The sequence below is a fragment of the Pseudomonas sp. B34(2017) genome, from assembly GCF_002112915.1.
GTDB lineage: Bacteria > Pseudomonadota > Gammaproteobacteria > Pseudomonadales > Pseudomonadaceae > Aquipseudomonas > Aquipseudomonas pharyngis.
Genome location: NZ_NEJA01000004.1, coordinates 363,558 through 386,150 on the forward strand (window position 1 = coordinate 363,558; position 22,593 = coordinate 386,150).

A 22,593-nucleotide genomic window follows, 5' to 3' on the forward strand; every position below is an offset into this window, starting at 1 on the left:
CGGCTCGATCACTCGAGCCGGGCGGTTTCGTTGCAGCTGGCTTTCTTACATGTGCTTGATCAGCGCTTCACCGAAGCCCGAAGAAGACACCAGCGTGGCGCCTTCCATCAGACGTTCGAAGTCGTAGGTCACGGTCTTGGCCTTGATGGCGCCATTGGTGCCCTTGATGATCAGGTCGGCCGCCTCGGTCCAGCCCAGGTGGCGCAGCATCATCTCCGCCGACAGGATCACCGAGCCCGGGTTGACCTGGTCCTTGCCGGCATATTTCGGCGCGGTACCGTGGGTCGCCTCGAACATGGCCACGGTGTCGGACAGGTTGGCACCCGGCGCGATACCGATACCGCCCACTTCCGCCGCCAGGGCATCGGACAGGTAGTCACCGTTGAGGTTAAGGGTAGCGATCACATCGTACTCGGCCGGACGCAGCAGGATCTGCTGGAGCATGGCGTCGGCGATGGCGTCCTTGACGACGACTTCGCGGCCGGTTTTCGGGTTCTTGAATTTCATCCACGGGCCGCCATCGAGCAGCTCGGCGCCGAATTCTTCCTTCGCCACCTCATAGCCCCAGTCCTTGAAGGCACCTTCGGTGAATTTCATGATGTTGCCCTTGTGCACGATGGTCAGCGACTTGCGGTCATTGTCCACCACGTACTGCAGGGCCTTGCGCACCAGACGCTTGGTGCCTTCTTTCGAAACAGGCTTGATGCCGATACCGCAATCCTGGTCGAAACGGATCTTGGTGACGCCCATTTCTTCTTTCAGGAATTTGATGACCTTGGTGGCCTCAGGGGAGCCGGCCTTCCATTCGATACCGGCATAAATGTCTTCGGAGTTCTCGCGGAAGATCACCATATCGACGTCGCCGGGCTTTTTCACCGGACTCGGCACGCCTTCGAACCACACCACAGGGCGCAGGCAGACATAGAGATCGAGTTGTTGACGCAGGGCCACGTTGAGGGAGCGGATGCCGCCACCGACCGGAGTGGTCAGCGGGCCCTTGATGGAAACCACGTAATCCTTGACCGCGTCCAGGGTTTCCTGGGGCAGCCAGGTGTCCTGGTCATAAACCTGAGTTGCTTTTTCGCCAGCATAAACCTCCATCCAGGAAATCTTGCGCTTGCCCCCGTAGGCTTTTTCTACGGCAGCATCAACCACTTTGATCATCACAGGGCTGACGTCGACGCCAATGCCGTCACCTTCGATGAAGGGAATGATCGGGTTATCGGGGACATTGAGAGAATGGTCTGCGTTGACGGTGATTTTGTCGCCGACGGCTGGAACCTGAATCTTCTTGTAACCCATGCTGAACTCCATTGTTTGGATTGAACATCTGGCTTGGTTCGAGCGTAACCCAGTTGAATCAACACGCAAACCCTCTGTTCCGGGCGCGACCACATCTCGGTTCATACAAGCCTGAAAGCAAAGGGAAAAGCGCCAATCTCAAGCATTCACGGCGACTCTACGCCCCATCCCGGCCTGCGACCTTTAGACCAATGGACGAGAATCGTTGCACATGAACCATCGGCAGATTGCCAGCTACCTATGTATAATGCCGCCCGCTGACCACAGGGTCACGACGGCTGGCCTCTCTAGCACGAGACTTTCCGCCTGATTGGTCGGGTTGTTACCGCAGTCCGACTGCTTGACGCTCTACTGATGCACCCAACATCACCGCGAAGATTCTCGACATTCGGTTCATGGATGACTTTGAACGAACGCGCTTACCCGGCGCCCCTCGAGTTTCTGCGCACGCTTTAGCAAAGAAGAGAGAGTTAATCCGAATATGCCCACCCGCTCGAAGATCATCTATACCTTCACCGACGAAGCTCCAGCCCTCGCCACCTATTCCCTGCTGCCGATCATCGAGGCTTACACCGCCTCGGCCGATATCGCCGTGGAAACCCGCGATATCTCTCTTGCAGCACGTATTCTGGCCAGCTTCCCCGAGCAACTGGGCGACAAAGCCGTAGCCGACCACCTCGCCGAACTGGGCGACCTGGCCGTTACGCCTGAAGCCAACATCATCAAGCTGCCGAACATCAGCGCCTCGGTTCCGCAACTGCAAGCCGCGATCAAAGAACTGCAAGCCCAGGGCTACAACCTGCCGGACTACCCGGAAACCGTGACCAGCGACGCCGACAAAGATGCCAAGGCGCGTTACGACAAGGTCAAGGGCAGCGCCGTGAACCCGGTCCTGCGTGAAGGCAACTCCGACCGTCGCGCGCCGCTGTCGGTCAAGAACTACGCTCGCAAGCACCCGCACAAAATGGGCGCCTGGGCCAAGGACTCCAAGTCCCACGTCGCTCACATGAGCACCGGCGATTTCTACGGCAGCGAAAAAGCGGCCCTGATCGACGCCGCTGACACCGTAAAAATCGAGCTGGTCGCCCAAGACGGCACCACCACTGTCCTGAAAGAAAAAACCACCGTTCAGGCGGGCGAGATCCTCGACTGCTCCGTGATGAGCAAAAAGGCCCTGCGCGCGTTCATCGCCGCTGAAATCGACAGCGCCAAGCAACAAGGCGTGCTGCTGTCGGTTCACCTGAAAGCCACCATGATGAAGGTCTCCGACCCGATCATGTTCGGCCAGATCGTTGCCGAGTTCTACAAGGACGCCCTGACCAAGCACGCCGACGTGCTGGCCGAAATCGGCTTCAACCTGAACAACGGCATCGGCGACCTGTACGCCCGCATCAAATCCCTGCCGGCCGAGCAGCAAGCCCAGATCGAAGCTGACGTGCAGGCGGTCTACGCCGTTCGTCCGTCGCTGGCGATGGTCAACTCCGACAAAGGCATCACCAACCTGCACGTGCCGAGCGACGTTATCGTCGACGCCTCGATGCCGGCCATGATCCGTGACTCCGGCAAGATGTGGGGCACCGACGGTCAGCTGCACGACACCAAGGCTGTGATCCCGGATCGCTGCTACGCCACCATCTACCAGGCCGTGATCGAAGATTGCAAAGCCAATGGCGCTTTCGATCCGACCACTATGGGCAGCGTGCCAAACGTTGGCCTGATGGCGAAAAAGGCTGAAGAATACGGCTCCCACGACAAGACCTTCCAGATCAAGGCCGACGGCGTGGTCCGCGTGACCGACAGCAAAGGCACCCTGCTGATGGAACAGGCTGTTGAAGCCGGCGACATCTTCCGCATGTGCCAGACCAAGGACGCGCCGATCCAGGACTGGGTCAAACTGGCCGTCAACCGCGCTCGCGCAAGCAGCACCCCGGCCATTTTCTGGCTCGACCCGATGCGCGCCCACGACGGCGTGGTGATCGAGAAGGTTCAGGCTTACCTGAAGGATCACGACACCACCGGTCTGGACATCCAGATCATGGCGCCGGTCGACGCCATGAAATACACCCTGCAGCGCACCCGCGAAGGCAAGGACACCATTTCGGTGACCGGCAACGTACTGCGTGACTACCTGACCGACCTGTTCCCGATCATGGAACTGGGCACCAGCGCCAAGATGCTGTCGATCGTGCCGCTGATGAACGGCGGTGGCCTGTTCGAAACCGGCGCCGGCGGTTCGGCTCCGAAGCACGTGCAGCAACTGGTCGAAGAGAACTTCCTGCGCTGGGATTCGCTGGGTGAATTCCTGGCCCTGGCCGCTTCTCTCGAGCACCTGGGTGTGAACTACAACAACCCGAAAGCGCTGGTACTGTCCAAGACTCTGGACCAGGCCACCGGCCAGTTCCTCGACAACAACAAGTCGCCATCGCGCAAAGTCGGCAACATCGACAACCGCGGCAGCCACTTCTACCTGGCAATGTACTGGGCACAAGCCCTGGCCGCCCAGACTGAAGACGCTGCACTGCAAGCGCAGTTCGCGACCCTGGCCAAGACCCTGACCGAGAACGAAGCGACCATCGTCGCCGAGCTCAACGCCGTTCAGGGCAAGCCAGTGGACATCGGCGGTTACTACCACGCCGATGCCGAGCTGATCAGCAAGGCCATGCGCCCAAGCGCAACCCTCAACGCGGCCATCGCTGCGCTGGTATAAGGTTGTAAAGGGAACATCACAAACCCCGGCCATGCGCCGGGGTTTGTGTTTCTGCCTTTCGCCCAGGAGATTCAATCAATGCAATGGCTCCCCCACATCACCGTCGCCACTATCGTCGAGGACAACGGTCGTTTCCTGATGGTCGAGGAACACAAGGCCGGGCGAAACGTGCTCAATCAGCCTGCCGGCCATCTGGATCCGGACGAAACCCTGATCGAAGCCGCCGTACGCGAAACCCTCGAAGAAACCGGCTGGGACGTCGAACCCACCGCAGTGGTCGGCATTTATCTGTACACCGCCCCAAGTAACGGCGTGACTTACCAGCGCGTATGCTTCAGCGCCAAAGCCGTGAAACATCACCCGGATTATCAACTGGACGACGGCATCGTCGGCGCCAAGTGGCTGACCCGCGACGAATTATTGGCCCAGCGCGATAATTGGCGCAGCGAGCTGATCATCCGTTGCATCGACGATTATCTGGCCGGCAATCGCTTCGGCCTCGAACTGATCCGCCCTTCCCTTTAGCCTTGAGGCCGTGAGCCTGATAGAATCGCGTCCTTTTTCAAGACACTCATTGAATCCCTATGCGTGATCCAGCCCCTTCTGACACATCCAAGAAGCGCGTCATTGTCGGCATGTCCGGCGGCGTGGACTCTTCCGTTTCCGCTCTCCTGCTGATCGAGCAGGGCTATGAAGTGGAAGGCCTGTTCATGAAGAACTGGGAAGAAGACGACGGAACGGAATACTGCACCGCCATGGACGACCTGGCGGATGCCCAGGCCGTGTGCGACAAGATCGGTATCAAGCTGCACACCGCCAACTTCGCCGCCGAGTACTGGGACAATGTGTTCGAGCACTTCCTGGCCGAATACAAGGCCGGCCGCACGCCGAACCCGGACATCCTGTGCAACCGCGAGATCAAGTTCAAGGCGTTCCTCGACTACGCCATGATGCTCGGCGCCGACCTGATCGCTACCGGTCACTACGTGCGCCGCCGCGACATCGATGGCCGCACCGAACTGCTCAAGGGCCTGGATCCGAACAAGGATCAGAGCTACTTCCTGCACGCCGTCGGCGGCGAACAGATCGCCAAGACCCTGTTCCCGGTCGGCGAGCTGGAAAAGCCGGAAGTCCGCGCAATTGCCGAGAAATACGAGCTGGCAACCGCCAAGAAGAAGGATTCCACCGGGATCTGCTTCATCGGCGAGCGTCGCTTCAGCGATTTCCTCAAGCAATACCTGCCGGCACAACCGGGCGAGATCAAGACCACCGAAGGCGAAGTCATCGGCCGCCACCACGGCTTGATGTACCACACCATCGGCCAGCGTCAGGGCCTGGGCATCGGCGGTTTGAAAGACGCCGGCGACGAGCCGTGGTACGTGCTGCGCAAGGACCTGGACACCAACGAGCTGATCGTCGGCCAGGGCAACAACCATCCGTGGCTGTTCTCCAGCGCCCTGCTCGCTTCGGAAATCTATTGGGTCAACCCGATCGATCTGAGCCAGCCATTGCGCCTGACCGCCAAGGTTCGTTATCGCCAGAGCGATCAGGCCTGCACCCTGGAAAAAACCGCGACCGGCTATCGTGCCGTGTTCGACGAGCCGCAACGCGCGGTCACGCCGGGCCAGTCAGTGGTGTTCTATGACGGTGAAATCTGCCTCGGTGGCGGCGTGATCGAAGTCGCCGAGCCGTGGAGCGGCCAGGCATGAGCCCGACTCAGGAGCAATTGACCGCTCTGGGCGGCGTGTTTCTCGCCGCCGTGCTGGTCGACCGCATCGCCAAGACCGGCCAGACCAACGAGGCCGGCCTGAGCTGCATGCTCGGCAGCCTGCTGGTTCGCGACCCGAAAGACACCCTGGATGTTTACGGCGGCGACGACATCAACCTGCGCGAGGGTTACCGCGCACTGATCGGCGCCCTCGAGCGCGACCCGAGCACCTTGCAGCGCGAACCGCTGCGCTACGCGCTGTCGATGCTCGGCCTTGAGCGACAACTGGCCAAGCGCAACGACATGCTCGACGTGATCGGCAAGCGCTTGCCGCAGATCCAGTCGCAGGTCGAGCATTTCGGCCCGGCCCACGAAAACGTGATCGCGGCCTGCGGTGCGCTGTATCAGGACACCCTGAGCACGCTGCGCCAACGCATTCAGGTGCATGGCGACATGCGCAATCTGCAGCAGCCGAGCAATGCCTCGAAGATCCGCGCCCTGCTGCTCGCCGGCATTCGCTCGGCACGCCTGTGGCGCCAGCTCGGCGGTCACCGCTGGCAACTGGTCGTCAGCCGACGCAAATTGCTCAAAGAGCTGTATCCGTTGATGCGCAGCGAGTAAATCGCCGCGCAATAAAAGCTTTGTAGTCTGTAACGCGTAATACGCCGGTCAGTTGGCGACGGACCGGCGGATTTTTTCATGTATGATACGCGCCCCATTTCGTTGCCCGACTGTCCGAGAACACCCCATGCAGCTCTCTTCGCTCACTGCGGTTTCCCCTGTTGACGGCCGCTACGCCGGCAAAACCCAGGCCCTGCGCCCAATTTTCAGCGAGTACGGCCTGATCCGTGCCCGCGTTCTGGTTGAAGTGCGCTGGCTCCAGCGCCTGGCCGCTCACGCCGGCATCCCGGAAGTGCCAGCCTTCTCCGCCGAAGCCAACGCCGTTCTGAATGAACTGGCCGAGAACTTCTCGCTGGAGCATGCCGAGCGCGTGAAAGAGATCGAGCGCACCACCAACCACGACGTAAAAGCGATCGAATACCTGCTCAAAGAGCAGGCGGCCAAGCTGCCGGAACTGGCCAAGGTCAGCGAATTCATCCACTTCGCCTGCACCAGCGAGGACATCAACAACCTGTCCCACGCCCTGATGCTGCGCGAAGGCCGTGACGACGTGATGCTGCCGCTGATGCGCCAGACCGCCAACGCCATCCGCGAACTGGCCATCCGCTTCGCCGACGTGCCGATGCTGTCGCGCACCCACGGTCAGCCGGCTTCGCCGACTACCCTGGGCAAAGAGCTGGCGAACGTGGTTTACCGCCTCGAGCGTCAGATCGCTCAGGTCGCTGCCGTTCCGCTGCTGGGCAAGATCAACGGCGCTGTCGGCAACTACAACGCTCACCTGTCGGCCTACCCACAGATCGACTGGGAAGCCAACGCCCGCGCCTTCATCGAAGACGAGTTGGGTCTGGGCTTCAACCCGTACACCACGCAGATCGAGCCGCACGACTACATCGCCGAGCTGTTCGACGCCATTGCGCGCTTCAACACCATCCTGATCGACTTTGACCGTGACATCTGGGGCTACATCTCCCTGGGTTACTTCAAGCAGCGCACCATCGCCGGCGAAATCGGTTCGTCGACCATGCCGCACAAGGTCAACCCGATCGACTTCGAAAACTCCGAAGGCAACCTGGGCATCGCCAACGCACTGTTCCAGCACCTGGCGAGCAAACTGCCGATCTCCCGCTGGCAGCGCGACCTGACCGACTCCACCGTTCTGCGCAACCTCGGTGTCGGCTTCGCCCACAGCGTGATCGCGTACGAAGCGAGCCTCAAAGGCATCAGCAAGCTCGAGCTGAACGCTGACAAGATCGCTGCCGATCTGGACGCTTGCTGGGAAGTCCTGGCCGAGCCGATCCAGACCGTGATGCGCCGCTACAACATCGAAAACCCGTACGAGAAGCTGAAAGAACTGACCCGCGGCAAGGGCATCAGCCCTGAAGCGCTGCAGACTTTCATCGATGGCCTGGACATGCCGGCCGCTGCGAAAGCCGAGCTCAAGCAACTGACCCCGGCCAACTACATCGGCAACGCTGTAGCGCAAGCCAAACGCATCTGATCGACTGCTTGACCCGTTTGAGACGCCCGGCCGCGCCGGGCGTTTTTATTCCCGTCTGAAAAATGCTTTTTTTCAATAGGTTACATATGAATCCCGATATTCCTCTTCAACTTCTGGGTGGTCTTACGGCGCGCGAATTCATGCGCGATTACTGGCAGAAAAAACCACTGCTGATCCGTCAGGCGATTCCTGATTTCGAAAGCCCGATCGACGCCGACGAACTCGCCGGCCTGGCCCTGGAAGAAGAAGTTGAATCGCGCCTGGTGATCGAGCACGGCGAGCGTCCATGGGAACTGCGTCGCGGCCCGTTCGCCGAAGACGAATTCAGCAAACTGCCGGAGCGCGAGTGGACCCTGCTGGTACAGGCGGTCGACCAGTTCGTGCCGGAAGTCAGCGAGCTGCTGGAAAATTTCCGCTTCCTGCCGAGCTGGCGCGTCGACGACGTAATGATCAGCTTCGCCGCCCCGGGTGGCAGCGTCGGCCCGCACTTCGACAACTACGACGTGTTCCTGCTGCAAGGCCACGGCAAGCGCAACTGGAAAATCGGCCAGATGTGCGACTCCGAAAGCCCGCTGCTGCAACACGCGGACCTGCGCATCCTCGCCGAATTCCACGAGACCGAAGAGTGGGTGCTCGAACCGGGCGACATGCTCTACCTGCCACCACGCCTGGCCCACTGCGGCGTTGCCGTCGATGACTGCATGACCTACTCGGTCGGCTTCCGCGCACCGAGCGCCGCTGAAGTTCTGACCCACTTCACCGACTTCCTCAGCCAGTTCCTGACTGACGAAGAGCGCTACACCGACGCCGATGCAAAACCGGTCAGCGATGATCCACATCAGATCCAGCACGATGCACTCGGCCGCCTGAAAGCGCTGCTCGCCGAGCACATGAGCGATGAGCGCCTGCTGCTGACCTGGTTCGGCCAGTACATGACCGAGCCGCGTTATCCAGAGCTGGTGGTCGGCCCGGAAGAGGTCGAGGAAGAAGACTTGCTCGGCGCGCTCGAAGACGGCGCCATCCTGATCCGCAACCCGAGCGCGCGCCTGGCGTGGTCGGACGTCGATGACGACCTGCTGCTGTTCGCCAGCGGCCAGAGCCGTTACCTGCCGGGCAAGCTGCGCGAACTGCTGAAGCTGATCTGCTCCGCCGACGCTCTGCACACCGACAACCTCGGTGACTGGCTGAGCGACGAAGACGGTCGCGGCCTGCTGTGCGAACTGGTCAAACAGGGAAGCCTGGGGTTCGCCGACGATGAATAAGATTCGCGTACGTGTTGCAGACTGGCAAAAGGACAACGCCGAGATCCGCCGCATTCGCGAAACGGTGTTCATTGCCGAACAATCGGTTCCACCCGAGCTTGAGTGGGACGCCGATGACGCCACGGCGGTGCATTTTCTGGCTTTCGAAGGCGACTTTCCGATCGGCACTGCCCGCCTTTTGCCCGACGGGCATGTTGGCCGGGTTTCGGTGCTCAAGGACTGGCGCGGCCTGAAGGTCGGCGATGCGCTGATGCAAGCGGTCATCGCCGAAGCAGAGGAGCGCGGACTGAAGCAGCAGATGCTCAGCGCCCAGGTTCAGGCCACAGCGTTCTATGAGCGTCTGGGTTTCAACCTGATCAGCGAGGAATTCCTCGAAGCCGGGATTCCGCATGTCGACATGGTTCGTCATTCGGCTTAAGACCCAGGCACCGATCGTTCCCACGCTCTGCGTGGGGATGCCCCTCGGGACGCTCCGCGTCCCTTGCGGCATGTGACGCAGAGCGTCACTGGCTGCATTACCACGCAGAGCGTGGGAACGATCAACACCTAAAACGCCCCTGCATCTCACGATGCCGGGGCGTTTTGCTGTCTACGATTCAACTTGCCCCACCCCGGGCCGACAAACTGGCAATATCAAGCCTTTCGAAAGCGGAGATAACGGACATGTCCCTACGCACCCTGCTCACCACCCTGCTGCTCGGCTGCAGTTTTTCGGTGATGGCAGCCACAGAAATCGTGCCCCTCAAGTACCACACCAGTGCCGACATGCTGCCGGTGGCTCAGGACTTCATCGGCAAGGACGGCCAGGTCAGCGCCTATGGCAACCAACTGATCGTCAAGGCCGAGCCCGGCAAGATTCAAGAACTCAAGGACCTGCTCTCGCAACTCGACACCGCACCCAAGCGCCTGCTGATCACGGTCGACACCAACGAAAACAACGGTCGTGGCGATGAAGGCTATTCGGTCAACGGCGCGCAGACCCGGATCATCAGCCGCAGCACCGCCAGCCGTGACGGCGGCATTCAGCAGATCCAGGCCAGCGAAGGTGCACCGGCACTGATCCAGGTCGGCCAGAGCGTGCCGATCACCAGCAGCCAGACCAACTCCTACGGCGATTACAGCAGCCAGACGCAATATCGCAACGTCACCCAGGGCTTTTACGTCACCGCCAGCGTCACCGGCGAAACCGTTCACCTGGCCATCAGTACCAACCGTGACCGCATGAGCCAGGAACGTCCCGATGTAGTGAACGTGCAAAGCACCGACACAACCGTCACCGGACGCCTGGGTGAATGGATCACCCTCGCCGGCGTAAATCGCCAGACCCAGGCCGACAAACAGGGCCTGGCCCGCAGCTACTCGACTCAAGGCCGGGATGACATGACGTTGCGGGTGAAAGTCGACACGCTGGACTAAAGCACCAAAAACTGACTGATTAGTCGTATTAGACGAAAGATGTAGTGCTTGAAAAAAAGCACTACAAAACGTTTGACGAGCCAAAAAAGCGAAGGCATGATGGCCTCGCTCCCGCTAATCAGAGGCCCTGGCAAGGGCCTTCGAAGCGCTGCTCGCAACCATCCCCGCGAGCCGTTTCGTGTCTGTACCGCCCACAAGGCGTGTTTGACGAGGTTGCCGACTGGAACGAAGTTGTCCCGAGGGACGGAAGCGTAATTAGGTAACCCGGCTTTACACTGTCGTTCGTATAAAGGCCCACGACGCCCGAATGCGCCCACCAGTTCGCCTTTACCTGCTCACTTCCCCTCGAGCCTATCGTTCATCCCGTCGCCTGCCCCGCCGAACCCGACCTGACCGCCTAAGCTTCTGGTCAGCGAGCGCAAGGAATTTTCCACCGCAGAACAACTTTTCATAAAGACGCGACGAGGTTTATCTCCATGGCACTGACACGCGAACAGCAAATTGCAGCCCTTGAAAAAGACTGGGCTGAAAACCCGCGCTGGAAAGGCGTGACTCGCAATTACTCCGCTGCTGACGTCGTCCGTCTGCGTGGCTCGGTTCAGCCAGAGCACACCTTTGCAAAAATGGGCGCCGAGAAGCTGTGGAACCTGGTCACCCAGGGTGCCAAGCCGTCCTTCCGCCCAGAGAAAGATTTCGTCAACTGCATGGGCGCCCTGACCGGCGGCCAGGCTGTGCAACAGGTCAAAGCCGGTATCCAGGCGATCTACCTGTCGGGCTGGCAAGTCGCGGCGGACAACAACTCCGCCGAATCGATGTACCCGGACCAGTCGCTGTACCCGGTGGACTCGGTTCCAACCGTGGTAAAGCGCATCAACAACTCGTTCCGTCGTGCCGACCAGATCCAGTGGAAAGCCGGCAAGAACCCGGGCGACGAAGGCTACATCGACTACTTCGCGCCAATCGTGGCTGACGCCGAAGCCGGTTTCGGCGGCGTACTGAACGCCTACGAGCTGATGAAGAGCATGATCGAGGCAGGCGCCGCCGGCGTTCACTTCGAAGACCAGCTGGCTTCCGTGAAGAAATGTGGCCACATGGGCGGCAAGGTGCTGGTGCCAACCCAGGAAGCCGTGCAGAAGCTGACCGCTGCTCGTCTGGCTGCCGACGTTGCCGGTGTACCGACCATCATCCTGGCCCGTACCGACGCCAACGCTGCCGACCTGCTGACTTCCGACTGCGATCCGTACGACCAGCCATTCGTGACTGGCACCCGTACCCAGGAAGGTTTCTACAAGGTTCGTGCAGGTCTGGACCAGGCAATCGCCCGTGGCCTGGCCTACGCGCCGTACGCCGACCTGATCTGGTGCGAAACCGCCAAGCCGGATCTGGAAGAAGCCCGTCGTTTCGCTGAAGCGATCAAAAAGGAATACCCGGACCAGATCCTGTCGTACAACTGCTCGCCTTCCTTCAACTGGAAGAAAAACCTGGACGACGCGACCATCGCCAAGTTCCAGCGCGAACTGTCCGCCATGGGTTACAAGCACCAGTTCATCACCCTGGCCGGCATTCACAACATGTGGCACAGCATGTTCAACCTGGCGCACGACTACGCCCGCAACGACATGACTGCCTACGTGAAGCTGCAAGAGCAGGAATTCGCTGACGCCGCCAAGGGTTACACCTTCGTGGCTCACCAGCAGGAAGTGGGCACTGGCTACTTCGACGACATGACCACCGTAATCCAGGGCGGCACGTCCTCGGTGACCGCGCTGACCGGCTCGACCGAAGAAGAACAGTTCCACTGATCGACTTCGCCTGAGCGAACGGCCTTTGCGAACCGTATAGAAAGCTAACCGCATTGCCGAAAAAACTGACGCCCCGACTGGTTCGGGGCGTTTTTTTGCCTGCGGTTTTCCGGGCACCTCAGGATTTGGCACAGCCTGTCAGGCAAAACATTGATCCAGAACGGTATCCGCATCGCAAAAATCGGCTAAAACGGGCGCCGCCGCTACTTGCAGTAACGCGCATATAAGACAACTTCCCAACTAGTGACCCGTTAAACAGTTACGAAACCACTGCAAACGATATCAATTATCATTTAGCGACAACTATGTTCGTTACATTTCCCACAAAACATAATTCTTGAAATTCCGGCTAATGCCCGCAACGCATGGGCTGCGGGCCCTTCGAGGTGCGCTATGTCCTTATTCCAATAAATAATTTCGCTATAGGAATTTTACTTGCCGGGTGTTTAGCCATAAAATCAGCGCGATTGATTGCTGCGACATATCGTCACTGCCTTATTTCTTTATCAAGCTCAGAGACCTTTGCTCTCTGTTAAGGATTTCCAGCATGCCCGAAGCGACAGGACTCATGGCCCACAACTGGGGCTTTGCCATTTTCCTTCTGGGTGTAGTCGGCCTGTGCGCCTTCATGCTCGGCGTCTCCAGCCTCCTTGGGTCAAAAGCCTGGGGCCGCAGCAAAAACGAACCGTTCGAGTCCGGCATGCTACCTACCGGTGGCGCCCGCTTGCGGCTCTCAGCCAAATTCTATCTGGTCGCGATGCTGTTCGTGATCTTCGATATCGAAGCCCTCTTTCTCTTTGCATGGTCTGTGTCCGTCCGCGAAAGCGGCTGGACCGGATTCGTCGAAGCTCTCGTTTTCATAGCAATTCTGTTGGCAGGTCTTGTCTACCTGTTCCGAGTGGGCGCCCTTGACTGGGCTCCGGAAGCTCGTCGCAAGCGGCAGGCGAAGCTGAAACAATGAGGCTTTGGCAATGCAATACAATCTCACCAGAATCGACCCCGATGCTCCTAACGAGCAGTATCCGATCGGCCAGCGGGAAACCGTTTCCGATCCGTTAGAAGATCAAGTCCACAAAAACATTTTCATGGGCAAGCTGGAAGACGTGCTGAGTGGCGCGGTCAACTGGGGACGTAAGAACTCCCTGTGGCCGTACAACTTCGGTCTGTCCTGCTGCTACGTGGAAATGACCACCGCCTTCACGGCGCCCCACGACATCGCGCGCTTCGGCGCCGAGGTTATCCGGGCATCACCGCGTCAGGCCGACTTCATGGTTATCGCCGGGACCTGCTTCATCAAGATGGCGCCGATCATTCAGCGCCTGTACGAGCAGATGCTCGAGCCCAAGTGGGTGATCTCGATGGGTTCGTGCGCCAACTCCGGCGGCATGTACGACATCTACTCCGTGGTTCAGGGGGTGGACAAGTTCCTGCCCGTTGACGTCTACGTACCTGGCTGCCCGCCCCGTCCAGAAGCATTTCTGCAAGGCTTGATGCTGTTGCAGGAATCCATTGGCCAGGAGCGTCGCCCACTGTCCTGGGTCGTTGGCGATCAAGGCGTTTATCGCGCCGACATGCCTTCGCAGAAGGAACAGCGCCGCGAACAGCGAATCGCAGTCACCAACCTGCGCAGCCCTGACGAAGTCTGATCCAGTCTGTTTCAAAGAAACGAGAAGCTGGCTTCATTCTTTACGTTGACCGAAAGCGAAAAAATAACCATGACTACAGGCAGTGCTCTGTACATCCCGCCTTATAAGGCAGACGACCAGGATGTGGTCGTCGAACTGAACAACCGTTTTGGCGCCGAAGCGTTCACCGCTCAGCCGACCCGCACCGGCATGCCGGTGCTGTGGGTGGCCCGCGCCAAACTCGTCGAAGTCCTGACCTTCCTGCGCAACCTGCCCAAGCCGTACGTCATGCTCTATGACCTGCACGGCGTGGACGAGCGTCTGCGCACCAAGCGTCAAGGGCTGCCGGGCGGTGCCGATTTCACCGTGTTCTATCACCTCATGTCGCTGGAGCGTAATAGTGACGTGATGATCAAGGTCGCCTTGTCCGAGAGCGACCTCAGCTTGCCGACCGTCACCAGCATCTGGCCGAACGCCAACTGGTACGAGCGTGAAGTCTGGGACATGTTCGGCATTGACTTCAAAGGTCACCCGCACCTGTCGCGCATCATGATGCCGCCGACCTGGGAAGGTCACCCGCTGCGCAAGGACTTCCCGGCGCGCGCCACCGAGTTCGATCCGTTCAGCCTGAACCTGGCCAAGCAACAACTCGAGGAAGAAGCCGCGCGCTTCCGCCCTGAAGACTGGGGCATGAAGCGCTCCGGCCCGAACGAGGACTACATGTTCCTCAACCTGGGTCCGAACCACCCTTCGGCTCACGGTGCGTTCCGCATCATCCTGCAACTGGACGGTGAAGAGATCGTCGATTGCGTTCCGGACATCGGTTACCACCACCGTGGCGCCGAGAAGATGGCCGAGCGTCAGTCCTGGCACAGTTTCATTCCGTACACCGACCGTATCGACTACCTCGGCGGCGTGATGAACAACCTGCCGTACGTGCTCTCGGTCGAGAAGCTGGCCGGCATCAAGGTACCCGAGAAGGTCGACGTCATCCGCATCATGATGGCCGAGTTCTTCCGGATCACCAGCCACCTGCTGTTCCTGGGTACCTACATCCAGGACGTTGGCGCCATGACCCCGGTGTTCTTCACCTTCACCGACCGCCAGAAGGCTTACACGGTGATCGAAGCCATCACCGGTTTCCGTCTGCACCCGGCCTGGTACCGCATCGGCGGCGTCGCTCACGACCTGCCGCGCGGCTGGGAAAAACTGGTGAAGGACTTCGTTGAATGGCTGCCGAAGCGCCTCGACGAATATACCAAGGCCGCCCTGCAGAACAGCATCCTCAAGGGTCGTACCATCGGCGTTGCCCAGTACAACACCAAAGAGGCCCTGGAATGGGGCGTCACCGGTGCCGGCCTGCGTTCCACCGGTTGCGATTTCGACCTGCGTAAAGCGCGCCCATATTCCGGTTACGAGAACTTCGAGTTCGAAGTACCGCTGGCTGCCAACGGCGATGCCTACGACCGCTGCATGGTTCGCGTCGAAGAGATGCGCCAGAGCGTCAAGATCATCGACCAGTGCCTGCGCAACATGCCGGAAGGCCCGTACAAGGCGGATCACCCGCTGACCACGCCGCCGCCGAAAGAGCGCACGCTGCAGCACATCGAAACCCTGATCACGCACTTCCTGCAGGTTTCGTGGGGCCCGGTCATGCCGGCCAACGAATCCTTCCAGATGATCGAAGCGACCAAGGGCATCAACAGTTATTACCTGACGAGCGACGGCGGCACCATGAGCTACCGTACCCGGATCCGTACTCCGAGCTTCCCGCATCTGCAACAGATCCCTTCGGTGATCAAAGGCAGCATGGTCGCGGACCTGATTGCGTACCTGGGTAGTATCGATTTCGTTATGGCCGACGTGGACCGCTAAGCATGAACAGCACGCTTATCCAGACAGACCGTTTCACCTTGAGTGAAACCGAGCGCTCGGCCATCGAGCACGAGCTGCATCACTATGAAGACCCGCGCGCGGCGTCGATCGAAGCCCTGAAGATCGTTCAGAAAGAACGCGGCTGGGTGCCGGACGGCGCCCTGTACGCCATCGGCGAGATCCTCGGCATCCCGGCCAGCGACGTTGAAGGCGTGGCCACGTTCTACAGCCAGATCTTCCGTCAGCCGGTCGGCCGTCACATCATTCGCGTCTGCGACAGCATGGTCTGCTACATCGGCGGCCACGAGTCGGTGGTCAGCGAAATCCAGAACAACCTGGGTATCGGCCTGGGTCAGACCACCGCCGACGGTCGTTTCACCCTGCTGCCGGTCTGCTGCCTCGGCAACTGCGACAAGGCACCGGCGCTGATGATCGATGACGACACCTTTGGCGATGTCCAGCCTGCCGGCGTCGCCAAACTGCTCGAGGGCTACGTATGACCCTGACTTCTTTCGGTCCTGCCAACCGCATCCAGCGTTCGGCCGAGACTCACCCGCTGACCTGGCGCCTGCGTGACGACGGCGAAGCCGTATGGCTCGACGAGTACCAGGCCAAGAACGGTTACGCCGCTGCGCGCAAGGCCTTCGCCGACATGGATCAGGACGCCATTGTCCAGACCGTGAAAGACGCCGGCCTCAAGGGTCGCGGCGGTGCAGGCTTCCCCACTGGCGTGAAGTGGGGCCTGATGCCAAAGGACGAATCCATCAACATCCGCTACCTGCTGTGCAACGCGGATGAAATGGAGCCGAACACCTGGAAAGACCGCATGCTGATGGAGCAACTGCCCCATCTGCTGATCGAAGGCATGCTGATCAGCGCCCGCGCGCTGAAAACCTACCGTGGCTACATCTTCCTGCGTGGCGAGTACACCACCGCCGCCAAGCACCTGAACCGTGCCGTTGAAGAAGCCAAGGCAGCGGGCCTGTTGGGCAAGAACATCCTGGGCAGCGGCTTCGATTTCGAGCTGTTCGTCCACACCGGCGCCGGGCGTTACATCTGCGGTGAAGAAACCGCACTGATCAACTCCCTCGAAGGCCGCCGCGCCAACCCGCGCTCCAAGCCGCCCTTCCCTGCCGCCGTTGGCGTGTGGGGCAAGCCGACCTGCGTGAACAACGTTGAAACCCTGTGCAACGTACCGGCGATCATTGCCGACGGCGTGGACTGGTACAAATCGTTGGCCCGCGACGGCAGCGAAGACATGGGCACCAAGCTCATGGGCTTCTCCGGCAAGGTCAAGAATCCTGGCCTGTGGGAACTGCCATTCGGCGTTACCGGTCGCGAGCTGTTCGAAGACTACGCCGGCGGCATGCGCGACGGCTTCAAGCTGAAAGCCTGGCAGCCAGGCGGCGCCGGTACCGGTTTCCTGTTGCCAGAACACCTCGACGCACAAATGTACGCCAGCGGCATCGCCAAGGTGGGCACCCGTATGGGTACCGGCCTGGCCATGGCGGTGGACGACAGCGTCAACATGGTGTCCCTGCTGCGCAACATGGAGCAGTTCTTCGCTCGCGAATCCTGCGGTTTCTGCACCCCTTGCCGTGATGGCCTGCCATGGAGCGTCAAGCTGCTGATGGCCATCGAACAAGGCCGCGGCCAGCCAGGTGACATCGAGACCCTGCTGGGTCTGGTCAACTTCCTCGGCCCAGGCAAGACCTTCTGTGCTCACGCACCGGGTGCCGTGGAGCCGTTGGGCAGTGCCATCAAATACTTCCGTCCAGAGTTCGAAGCCGGTATCGCGCCCGCAAGCGCCACCGTCCCGCCTCTGGCGAAGCCGATCACAGTCGGCGCGTAAATGCTTAAAAAGGCGAAGGGTCCGTGCCCTTCGCCTTTCGTCCGATGACGCCTTTCGGGGCTGACTGGATTCGGACGGATAACAAGATTCCATTAGCCACGCCCGCTGACACCGGGCCAACGAAGACCTTTGAACCATGGCCACTATCCACGTAGACGGCAAAGCGCTCGAAGTCGACGGGGCAGACAACCTGTTACAGGCATGTCTGTCGCTGGGCCTCGACATCCCTTATTTCTGCTGGCACCCCGCGCTTGGTAGCGTCGGGGCCTGCCGCCAGTGCGCGGTCAAGCAGTACACCGACGAGAACGACACCCGTGGTCGCATCGTCATGTCCTGCATGACCCCTGCCACCGACAACACCTGGATCTCCATCGACGATGAAGAATCCAAGGCGTTCCGCGCCAGTGTCGTCGAATGGCTGATGACCAACCACCCGCACGACTGCCCTGTGTGCGAGGAAGGCGGTCACTGCCACCTGCAAGACATGACCGTGATGACCGGCCACAACGAGCGCCGTTATCGCTTCACCAAACGCACCCACCAGAACCAGCAACTGGGCCCGTTCATTTCCCACGAGATGAACCGCTGCATCGCCTGCTACCGCTGCGTGCGTTTCTACAAGGATTACGCCGGCGGCACCGACCTCGGTGTATTCGGCGCCCACGACAACGTGTACTTCGGTCGCGTTGAAGACGGCACCCTCGAAAGCGAGTTCTCCGGCAACCTCACCGAGGTCTGCCCGACCGGTGTGTTCACCGACAAGACTCACTCCGAGCGCTACAACCGCAAGTGGGACATGCAGTTCTCGCCGAGCATCTGCCATGGTTGCTCGAGCGGTTGCAACATCTCCCCGGGCGAGCGTTACGGCGAACTGCGTCGCATCGAAAACCGTTACAACGGTTCGGTGAACCAGTACTTCCTGTGCGACCGTGGCCGTTTCGGTTATGGCTACGTCAACCGCACCGACCGCCCACGTCAGCCGCTGCTGGCCGACGGCACCAAACTTGGCCTGGATGCTGCGCTGGACAAAGCCGCCGACCTGCTGCGCGGCCGCAACATCGTCGGTATCGGTTCGCCGCGTGCCAGCCTGGAAAGCAACTACGCGTTGCGTGAACTGGTAGGCGCCGAGCACTTCTACTCCGGTATCGAAGCCTCCGAGCTGGAACGCATCCGTCTGGTCCTGCAAGTGCTGAAAGACAGCCCGCTGCCCGTACCGAACATGCGCGACATCGAAGACCACGACGCCGTGTTCGTCCTCGGTGAAGACCTGACCCAGACCGCCGCCCGCATGGCCCTGGCCCTGCGTCAGTCGGTAAAAGGCAAGGCCGAAGACATGGCCGAAGCCATGCGCGTCCAGCCTTGGCTCGACGCTGCGGTGAAGAACATCGGTCAGCACGAACTGAACCCGCTGTTCATCGCCAGCCTGGCTGAAACCAAGCTCGACGACATCGCCGAAGAATGCGTACACGCCGCTCCCGACGATCTGGCGCGCATCGGTTTCGCCGTGGCTCACGCCCTGGACGCCAGCGCCCCTGCCGTTGAAGGTCTGGACGCCGAAGCCCTGGAACTGGCCAAGCGCATTGCCGACGCCCTGCTCGCGGCCAAGCGTCCGCTGATCATTGCCGGCACTTCGCTGGGCTCCAAAGCCTTGATCGAGGCCGCTGCGAACATCGCCAAGGCCCTGAAGCTGCGCGAGAAGAACGGTTCGATCAGTCTGATCGTGCCGGAAGCCAACAGCCTCGGTCTGGCCATGCTCGGTGGCGAATCGGTTGATGCTGCCCTGCAAGCGGTCATCGACGGCAAGGCCGACGCCATCGTCGTGCTGGAAAACGATCTGTACACCCGCACCGCCAAAGCCAAGGTCGATGCGGCACTGAACGCTGCGCAAGTAGTGATCGTTGCCGACCATCAGAAGACCGCCACCAGCGACCGCGCGCATCTGGTTCTGCCAGCCGCCAGCTTCGCTGAAGGCGACGGCACGCTGGTCAGCCAGGAAGGTCGCGCCCAGCGCTTCTTCCAGGTTTTCGACCCGCAATACATGGACGCGAGCATTCTGGTCCACGAAGGCTGGCGCTGGCTGCACGCCCTGCGCGCCACCCTGCTGAACCAGCCGATCGACTGGACGCAACTCGACCACGTGACCGCTGCCGTTGCTTCGAGCACCCCGCAACTGGCCCGTATCGTCGATGCCGCGCCGTCCGCCTCGTTCCGCATCAAGGGTCTGAAACTGGCCCGTGAGCCGCTGCGTTACTCAGGTCGCACTGCGATGCGCGCCGACATCAGCGTTCACGAACCACGCACCCCGCAAGACAAGGACACCGCGTTCGCCTTCTCGATGGAAGGTTACTCGGGATCCGCCGAACCGCGTCAGCAAGTGCCGTTCGCCTGGTCGCCGGGCTGGAACTCGCCGCAAGCCTGGAACAAGTTCCAGGACGAAGTCGGTGGTCACCTGCGCGCTGGCGATCCGGGCACCCGCCTGATCGAAAGCAGCGGTGATTCGCTGAACTGGTTCGCCAGTGTTCCGCGCGCGTTCAACCCGGCCCAGGGCACCTGGCAAGCCGTGCCGTTCTATCACCTGTTCGGCAGTGACGAGAACTCGTCCAAAGCCGCACCGGTTCAGGAACGCATTCCGGCTGCTTACGTGTCGCTGGCCAAGTCCGAAGCGGACCGCCTGGGCGTCAACGACGGCGCACTGCTGAGCCTCAATGTTGCCGGCCAGACCCTGCGTCTGCCGCTGCGCATCAATGAAGAGCTGGGCGCTGGCCTGGTTGCACTGCCGGCCGGTCTGGCAGGCATTCCGCCGGCGATTTTCGGCCAAACCGTTGATGGTCTGCAGGAGGCAGCGCAATGAGCTGGTTCACCCCTGAAGTGATCGATGTGATCCTGACGGTCATCAAGGCCATCGTGATCCTGCTGGCCGTGGTGGTCGCAGGCGCGCTGCTCAGCTTTGTCGAGCGTCGCCTGCTGGGCTGGTGGCAGGACCGTTACGGTCCGAACCGCGTTGGCCCGTTCGGCATGTTCCAGATCGCAGCCGACATGCTGAAGATGTTCTTCAAGGAAGACTGGACCCCGCCGTTTGCCGACAAGGTGATCTTCACCCTGGCACCGGTGGTGGCCATGTCCGCCCTGCTGATCGCGTTCGCGATCATCCCGATCACCCCGACCTGGGGCGTGGCGGATCTGAACATCGGCCTGCTGTTCTTCTTCGCCATGGCCGGTCTGTCGGTTTACGCGGTGCTGTTCGCCGGTTGGTCGAGTAACAACAAGTTCGCCCTTCTGGGCAGCTTGCGTGCCTCGGCGCAGACCGTGTCCTACGAAGTGTTCATGGGCCTGGCCCTGATGGGCATCGTGGTGCAGGTCGGCTCGTTCAACATGCGCGACATCGTCGAGTACCAGGCGCAAAACCTGTGGTTCATCATTCCGCAGTTCTTCGGCTTCTGTACCTTCTTCATCGCTGGCGTGGCCGTGACTCACCGTCACCCGTTCGACCAGCCGGAAGCGGAACAGGAACTGGCCGACGGTTACCACATTGAATACGCCGGTATGAAATGGGGCATGTTCTTCGTCGGTGAATACATCGGCATCATCCTGATCTCGGCGCTGCTGGTCACCCTGTTCTTCGGTGGCTGGCACGGTCCGTTCGGCATCCTGCCGCAACTGTCCTTCGTCTGGTTCGCACTGAAGACCGCGTTCTTCATCATGCTGTTCATCCTGCTGCGCGCTTCCATCCCGCGTCCGCGTTATGACCAGGTGATGGATTTCAGCTGGAAATTCTGCCTGCCACTGACCCTGATCAATTTGCTGATAACCGCTGCGGTTGTGTTGTGGAACACACCTGCGGTTGCGGTTCAGTGAGGATTTGACCCATGTTCAAATATATTGGCGACATCGTTAAGGGTACCGGTACCCAGTTGCGCAGCCTGGTCATGGTCTTCGGCCATGGCTTTCGCAAGCGCGACACCCTGCAATACCCGGAAGAGCCGGTCTACCTGCCACCACGCTACCGTGGTCGCATCGTCCTGACCCGCGACCCCGACGGCGAAGAACGCTGCGTAGCCTGCAACCTGTGCGCCGTGGCGTGCCCGGTGGGTTGCATCTCGCTGCAGAAAGCTGAAACCGAAGACGGTCGCTGGTACCCGGACTTCTTCCGTATCAACTTCTCGCGCTGCATTTTCTGCGGTCTCTGCGAGGAAGCCTGCCCGACCACCGCGATCCAGCTGACGCCGGATTTCGAGATGGCCGAGTTCAAACGTCAGGACCTGGTGTACGAGAAAGAAGATCTTTTGATCTCCGGCCCCGGCAAAAACCCTGATTACAACTTCTATCGTGTTGCAGGTATGGCCGTTGCGGGCAAGCCGAAAGGCGCCGCACAAAACGAAGCCGAGCCGATCAACGTGAAGAGCTTGCTGCCTTAAGGAAGAACGATGGAATTCGCTTTCTATTTCGCATCGGGTATCGCTGTTGTGTCCACACTGCGTGTGGTCACCAACACCAATCCTGTGCACGCCCTGCTCTACCTGATCATTTCGCTGATCGCCGTGGCCATGACCTTCTTCGCACTCGGCGCACCGTTCGCCGGCGTGCTGGAAGTGATCGCCTACGCCGGCGCCATCATGGTGCTGTTCGTGTTCGTGGTGATGATGCTGAACCTGGGCCCGGCCTCGGTTCAGCAGGAACGCACCTGGCTCAAGCCCGGGATCTGGGCGGGGCCGGTGATTCTCGCCGCCCTGCTGCTGGCCGAACTGCTGTATGTGCTGTTCGCTCACCAGAGCGGTCAGGCCATCGGCCACACCACCGTCGATGCAAAAGCCGTGGGCATCAGCCTGTTCGGTCCGTATCTGCTGGTGGTCGAACTCGCCTCGATGCTGCTGCTCGCTGCAGCCGTCACGGCGTTCCATTTGGGCCGTAACGAGGCGAAGGAGTAA

Annotated in this window: 19 protein-coding genes; 18 read left to right on the forward strand and 1 reads right to left on the reverse strand. The window is 60.4% G+C overall.

The genetic code is table 11. From position 1 onward, the window contains the following. Positions 1 to 45: 45 nt before the first annotated feature. Positions 46 to 1,302, reverse strand: a complete 1,257-nt coding sequence (icd, locus tag CAF80_RS15120) for an NADP-dependent isocitrate dehydrogenase (protein WP_007951441.1) — start codon at positions 1,300 to 1,302, stop codon at positions 46 to 48. A gap of 481 nt (positions 1,303 to 1,783) precedes the next feature. On the opposite strand from icd, the gene CAF80_RS15130 reads away from it, so the two are divergent. From CAF80_RS15130 to nuoJ, 18 genes are all read left to right on the forward strand, one after another. Next, entirely contained in the window at positions 1,784 to 4,009 is a 2,226-nt protein-coding gene (locus tag CAF80_RS15130) for an NADP-dependent isocitrate dehydrogenase (protein WP_085667536.1), read from the forward strand. A 78-nt stretch (positions 4,010 to 4,087) separates the two neighbouring features. Continuing rightward, positions 4,088 to 4,534 carry an NUDIX hydrolase gene (locus tag CAF80_RS15135; protein WP_007951445.1) on the forward strand — a complete coding sequence of 149 codons (447 nt, stop codon included), beginning with the start codon at positions 4,088 to 4,090 and terminating at the stop codon, positions 4,532 to 4,534. A gap of 59 nt (positions 4,535 to 4,593) precedes the next feature. Beyond that, positions 4,594 to 5,718, forward strand: coding sequence for a tRNA 2-thiouridine(34) synthase MnmA (gene mnmA, locus CAF80_RS15140; RefSeq protein WP_007951446.1), 1,125 nt, complete (start codon positions 4,594 to 4,596; stop codon positions 5,716 to 5,718). Next, the gene (hflD, locus tag CAF80_RS15145) at positions 5,715 to 6,338 is read left to right on the forward strand and encodes a high frequency lysogenization protein HflD (protein WP_039767411.1); all 624 of its coding nucleotides are present in this window, start codon (positions 5,715 to 5,717) and stop codon (positions 6,336 to 6,338) included. Before mnmA ends, hflD begins: the two co-directional genes overlap by 4 nt. Before the next feature lie 127 nt (positions 6,339 to 6,465). Next, positions 6,466 to 7,836, forward strand: coding sequence for an adenylosuccinate lyase (gene purB / locus CAF80_RS15150; RefSeq protein WP_039767413.1), 1,371 nt, complete (start codon positions 6,466 to 6,468; stop codon positions 7,834 to 7,836). Positions 7,837 to 7,922: 86 nt separating this feature from the next. Beyond that, on the forward strand, positions 7,923 to 9,098 hold the full coding sequence (locus CAF80_RS15155; protein WP_007951451.1) for a cupin domain-containing protein: 1,176 nt from the start codon (positions 7,923 to 7,925) through the stop codon (positions 9,096 to 9,098). Next, a complete protein-coding gene (locus tag CAF80_RS15160) occupies positions 9,091 to 9,516 on the forward strand; it encodes a GNAT family N-acetyltransferase (RefSeq protein WP_085667535.1) in 426 nt (141 codons plus the stop codon). The genes CAF80_RS15155 and CAF80_RS15160 overlap by 8 nt, the downstream gene beginning before the upstream one ends. A gap of 245 nt (positions 9,517 to 9,761) precedes the next feature. Continuing rightward, a complete protein-coding gene (locus CAF80_RS15165; protein ID WP_011334955.1) occupies positions 9,762 to 10,514 on the forward strand; it encodes a secretin N-terminal domain-containing protein in 753 nt (250 codons plus the stop codon). A 476-nt stretch (positions 10,515 to 10,990) separates the two neighbouring features. Continuing rightward, positions 10,991 to 12,316 (forward strand): isocitrate lyase, encoded by a 1,326-nt coding sequence (gene aceA, locus CAF80_RS15170; RefSeq protein ID WP_039767419.1) that lies wholly within the window; start codon positions 10,991 to 10,993, stop codon positions 12,314 to 12,316. A gap of 547 nt (positions 12,317 to 12,863) precedes the next feature. Continuing rightward, positions 12,864 to 13,277 carry an NADH-quinone oxidoreductase subunit A gene (locus tag CAF80_RS15175; RefSeq protein ID WP_003223812.1) on the forward strand — a complete coding sequence of 138 codons (414 nt, stop codon included), beginning with the start codon at positions 12,864 to 12,866 and terminating at the stop codon, positions 13,275 to 13,277. Positions 13,278 to 13,287: 10 nt separating this feature from the next. Further along, entirely contained in the window at positions 13,288 to 13,962 is a 675-nt protein-coding gene (locus tag CAF80_RS15180) for an NADH-quinone oxidoreductase subunit B family protein (protein WP_007951456.1), read from the forward strand. Positions 13,963 to 14,031: 69 nt separating this feature from the next. Beyond that, positions 14,032 to 15,816: an NADH-quinone oxidoreductase subunit C/D gene (gene nuoC / locus CAF80_RS15185; protein ID WP_039767687.1), complete on the forward strand. Its 1,785-nt coding sequence runs from the start codon at positions 14,032 to 14,034 to the stop codon at positions 15,814 to 15,816. Between the two features lie 2 nt (positions 15,817 to 15,818). Next, entirely contained in the window at positions 15,819 to 16,316 is a 498-nt protein-coding gene (nuoE, locus tag CAF80_RS15190) for an NADH-quinone oxidoreductase subunit NuoE (RefSeq protein WP_003223804.1), read from the forward strand. After that, positions 16,313 to 17,668, forward strand: a complete 1,356-nt coding sequence (nuoF, locus tag CAF80_RS15195; protein WP_085667534.1) for an NADH-quinone oxidoreductase subunit NuoF — start codon at positions 16,313 to 16,315, stop codon at positions 17,666 to 17,668. Before nuoE ends, nuoF begins: the two co-directional genes overlap by 4 nt. Positions 17,669 to 17,804: 136 nt before the next feature. Beyond that, entirely contained in the window at positions 17,805 to 20,519 is a 2,715-nt protein-coding gene (gene nuoG, locus CAF80_RS15200; RefSeq protein ID WP_039767425.1) for an NADH-quinone oxidoreductase subunit NuoG, read from the forward strand. Next, positions 20,516 to 21,523, forward strand: a complete 1,008-nt coding sequence (nuoH, locus tag CAF80_RS15205; RefSeq protein WP_039767427.1) for an NADH-quinone oxidoreductase subunit NuoH — start codon at positions 20,516 to 20,518, stop codon at positions 21,521 to 21,523. The genes nuoG and nuoH overlap by 4 nt, the downstream gene beginning before the upstream one ends. An 11-nt stretch (positions 21,524 to 21,534) precedes the next feature. Continuing rightward, positions 21,535 to 22,083: an NADH-quinone oxidoreductase subunit NuoI gene (gene nuoI / locus CAF80_RS15210; RefSeq protein WP_007951461.1), complete on the forward strand. Its 549-nt coding sequence runs from the start codon at positions 21,535 to 21,537 to the stop codon at positions 22,081 to 22,083. A 9-nt stretch (positions 22,084 to 22,092) separates the two neighbouring features. Continuing rightward, on the forward strand, positions 22,093 to 22,593 hold the full coding sequence (gene nuoJ / locus CAF80_RS15215; protein WP_007951462.1) for an NADH-quinone oxidoreductase subunit J: 501 nt from the start codon (positions 22,093 to 22,095) through the stop codon (positions 22,591 to 22,593).

What these genes read in the sequence shown, in the direction of transcription:
- icd (WP_007951441.1), bottom strand. Translation starts at nt 1,302, where the DNA reads ATGGGTTACAAGAAGATTCAGGTTCCAGCCGTCGGCGACAAAATCACC.
- CAF80_RS15130 (WP_085667536.1), top strand. Translation starts at nt 1,784, where the DNA reads ATGCCCACCCGCTCGAAGATCATCTATACCTTCACCGACGAAGCTCCA.
- CAF80_RS15135 (WP_007951445.1), top strand. Translation starts at nt 4,088, where the DNA reads ATGCAATGGCTCCCCCACATCACCGTCGCCACTATCGTCGAGGACAAC.
- mnmA (WP_007951446.1), top strand. Translation starts at nt 4,594, where the DNA reads ATGCGTGATCCAGCCCCTTCTGACACATCCAAGAAGCGCGTCATTGTC.
- hflD (WP_039767411.1), top strand. Translation starts at nt 5,715, where the DNA reads ATGAGCCCGACTCAGGAGCAATTGACCGCTCTGGGCGGCGTGTTTCTC.
- purB (WP_039767413.1), top strand. Translation starts at nt 6,466, where the DNA reads ATGCAGCTCTCTTCGCTCACTGCGGTTTCCCCTGTTGACGGCCGCTAC.
- CAF80_RS15155 (WP_007951451.1), top strand. Translation starts at nt 7,923, where the DNA reads ATGAATCCCGATATTCCTCTTCAACTTCTGGGTGGTCTTACGGCGCGC.
- CAF80_RS15160 (WP_085667535.1), top strand. Translation starts at nt 9,091, where the DNA reads ATGAATAAGATTCGCGTACGTGTTGCAGACTGGCAAAAGGACAACGCC.
- CAF80_RS15165 (WP_011334955.1), top strand. Translation starts at nt 9,762, where the DNA reads ATGTCCCTACGCACCCTGCTCACCACCCTGCTGCTCGGCTGCAGTTTT.
- aceA (WP_039767419.1), top strand. Translation starts at nt 10,991, where the DNA reads ATGGCACTGACACGCGAACAGCAAATTGCAGCCCTTGAAAAAGACTGG.
- CAF80_RS15175 (WP_003223812.1), top strand. Translation starts at nt 12,864, where the DNA reads ATGCCCGAAGCGACAGGACTCATGGCCCACAACTGGGGCTTTGCCATT.
- CAF80_RS15180 (WP_007951456.1), top strand. Translation starts at nt 13,288, where the DNA reads ATGCAATACAATCTCACCAGAATCGACCCCGATGCTCCTAACGAGCAG.
- nuoC (WP_039767687.1), top strand. Translation starts at nt 14,032, where the DNA reads ATGACTACAGGCAGTGCTCTGTACATCCCGCCTTATAAGGCAGACGAC.
- nuoE (WP_003223804.1), top strand. Translation starts at nt 15,819, where the DNA reads ATGAACAGCACGCTTATCCAGACAGACCGTTTCACCTTGAGTGAAACC.
- nuoF (WP_085667534.1), top strand. Translation starts at nt 16,313, where the DNA reads ATGACCCTGACTTCTTTCGGTCCTGCCAACCGCATCCAGCGTTCGGCC.
- nuoG (WP_039767425.1), top strand. Translation starts at nt 17,805, where the DNA reads ATGGCCACTATCCACGTAGACGGCAAAGCGCTCGAAGTCGACGGGGCA.
- nuoH (WP_039767427.1), top strand. Translation starts at nt 20,516, where the DNA reads ATGAGCTGGTTCACCCCTGAAGTGATCGATGTGATCCTGACGGTCATC.
- nuoI (WP_007951461.1), top strand. Translation starts at nt 21,535, where the DNA reads ATGTTCAAATATATTGGCGACATCGTTAAGGGTACCGGTACCCAGTTG.
- nuoJ (WP_007951462.1), top strand. Translation starts at nt 22,093, where the DNA reads ATGGAATTCGCTTTCTATTTCGCATCGGGTATCGCTGTTGTGTCCACA.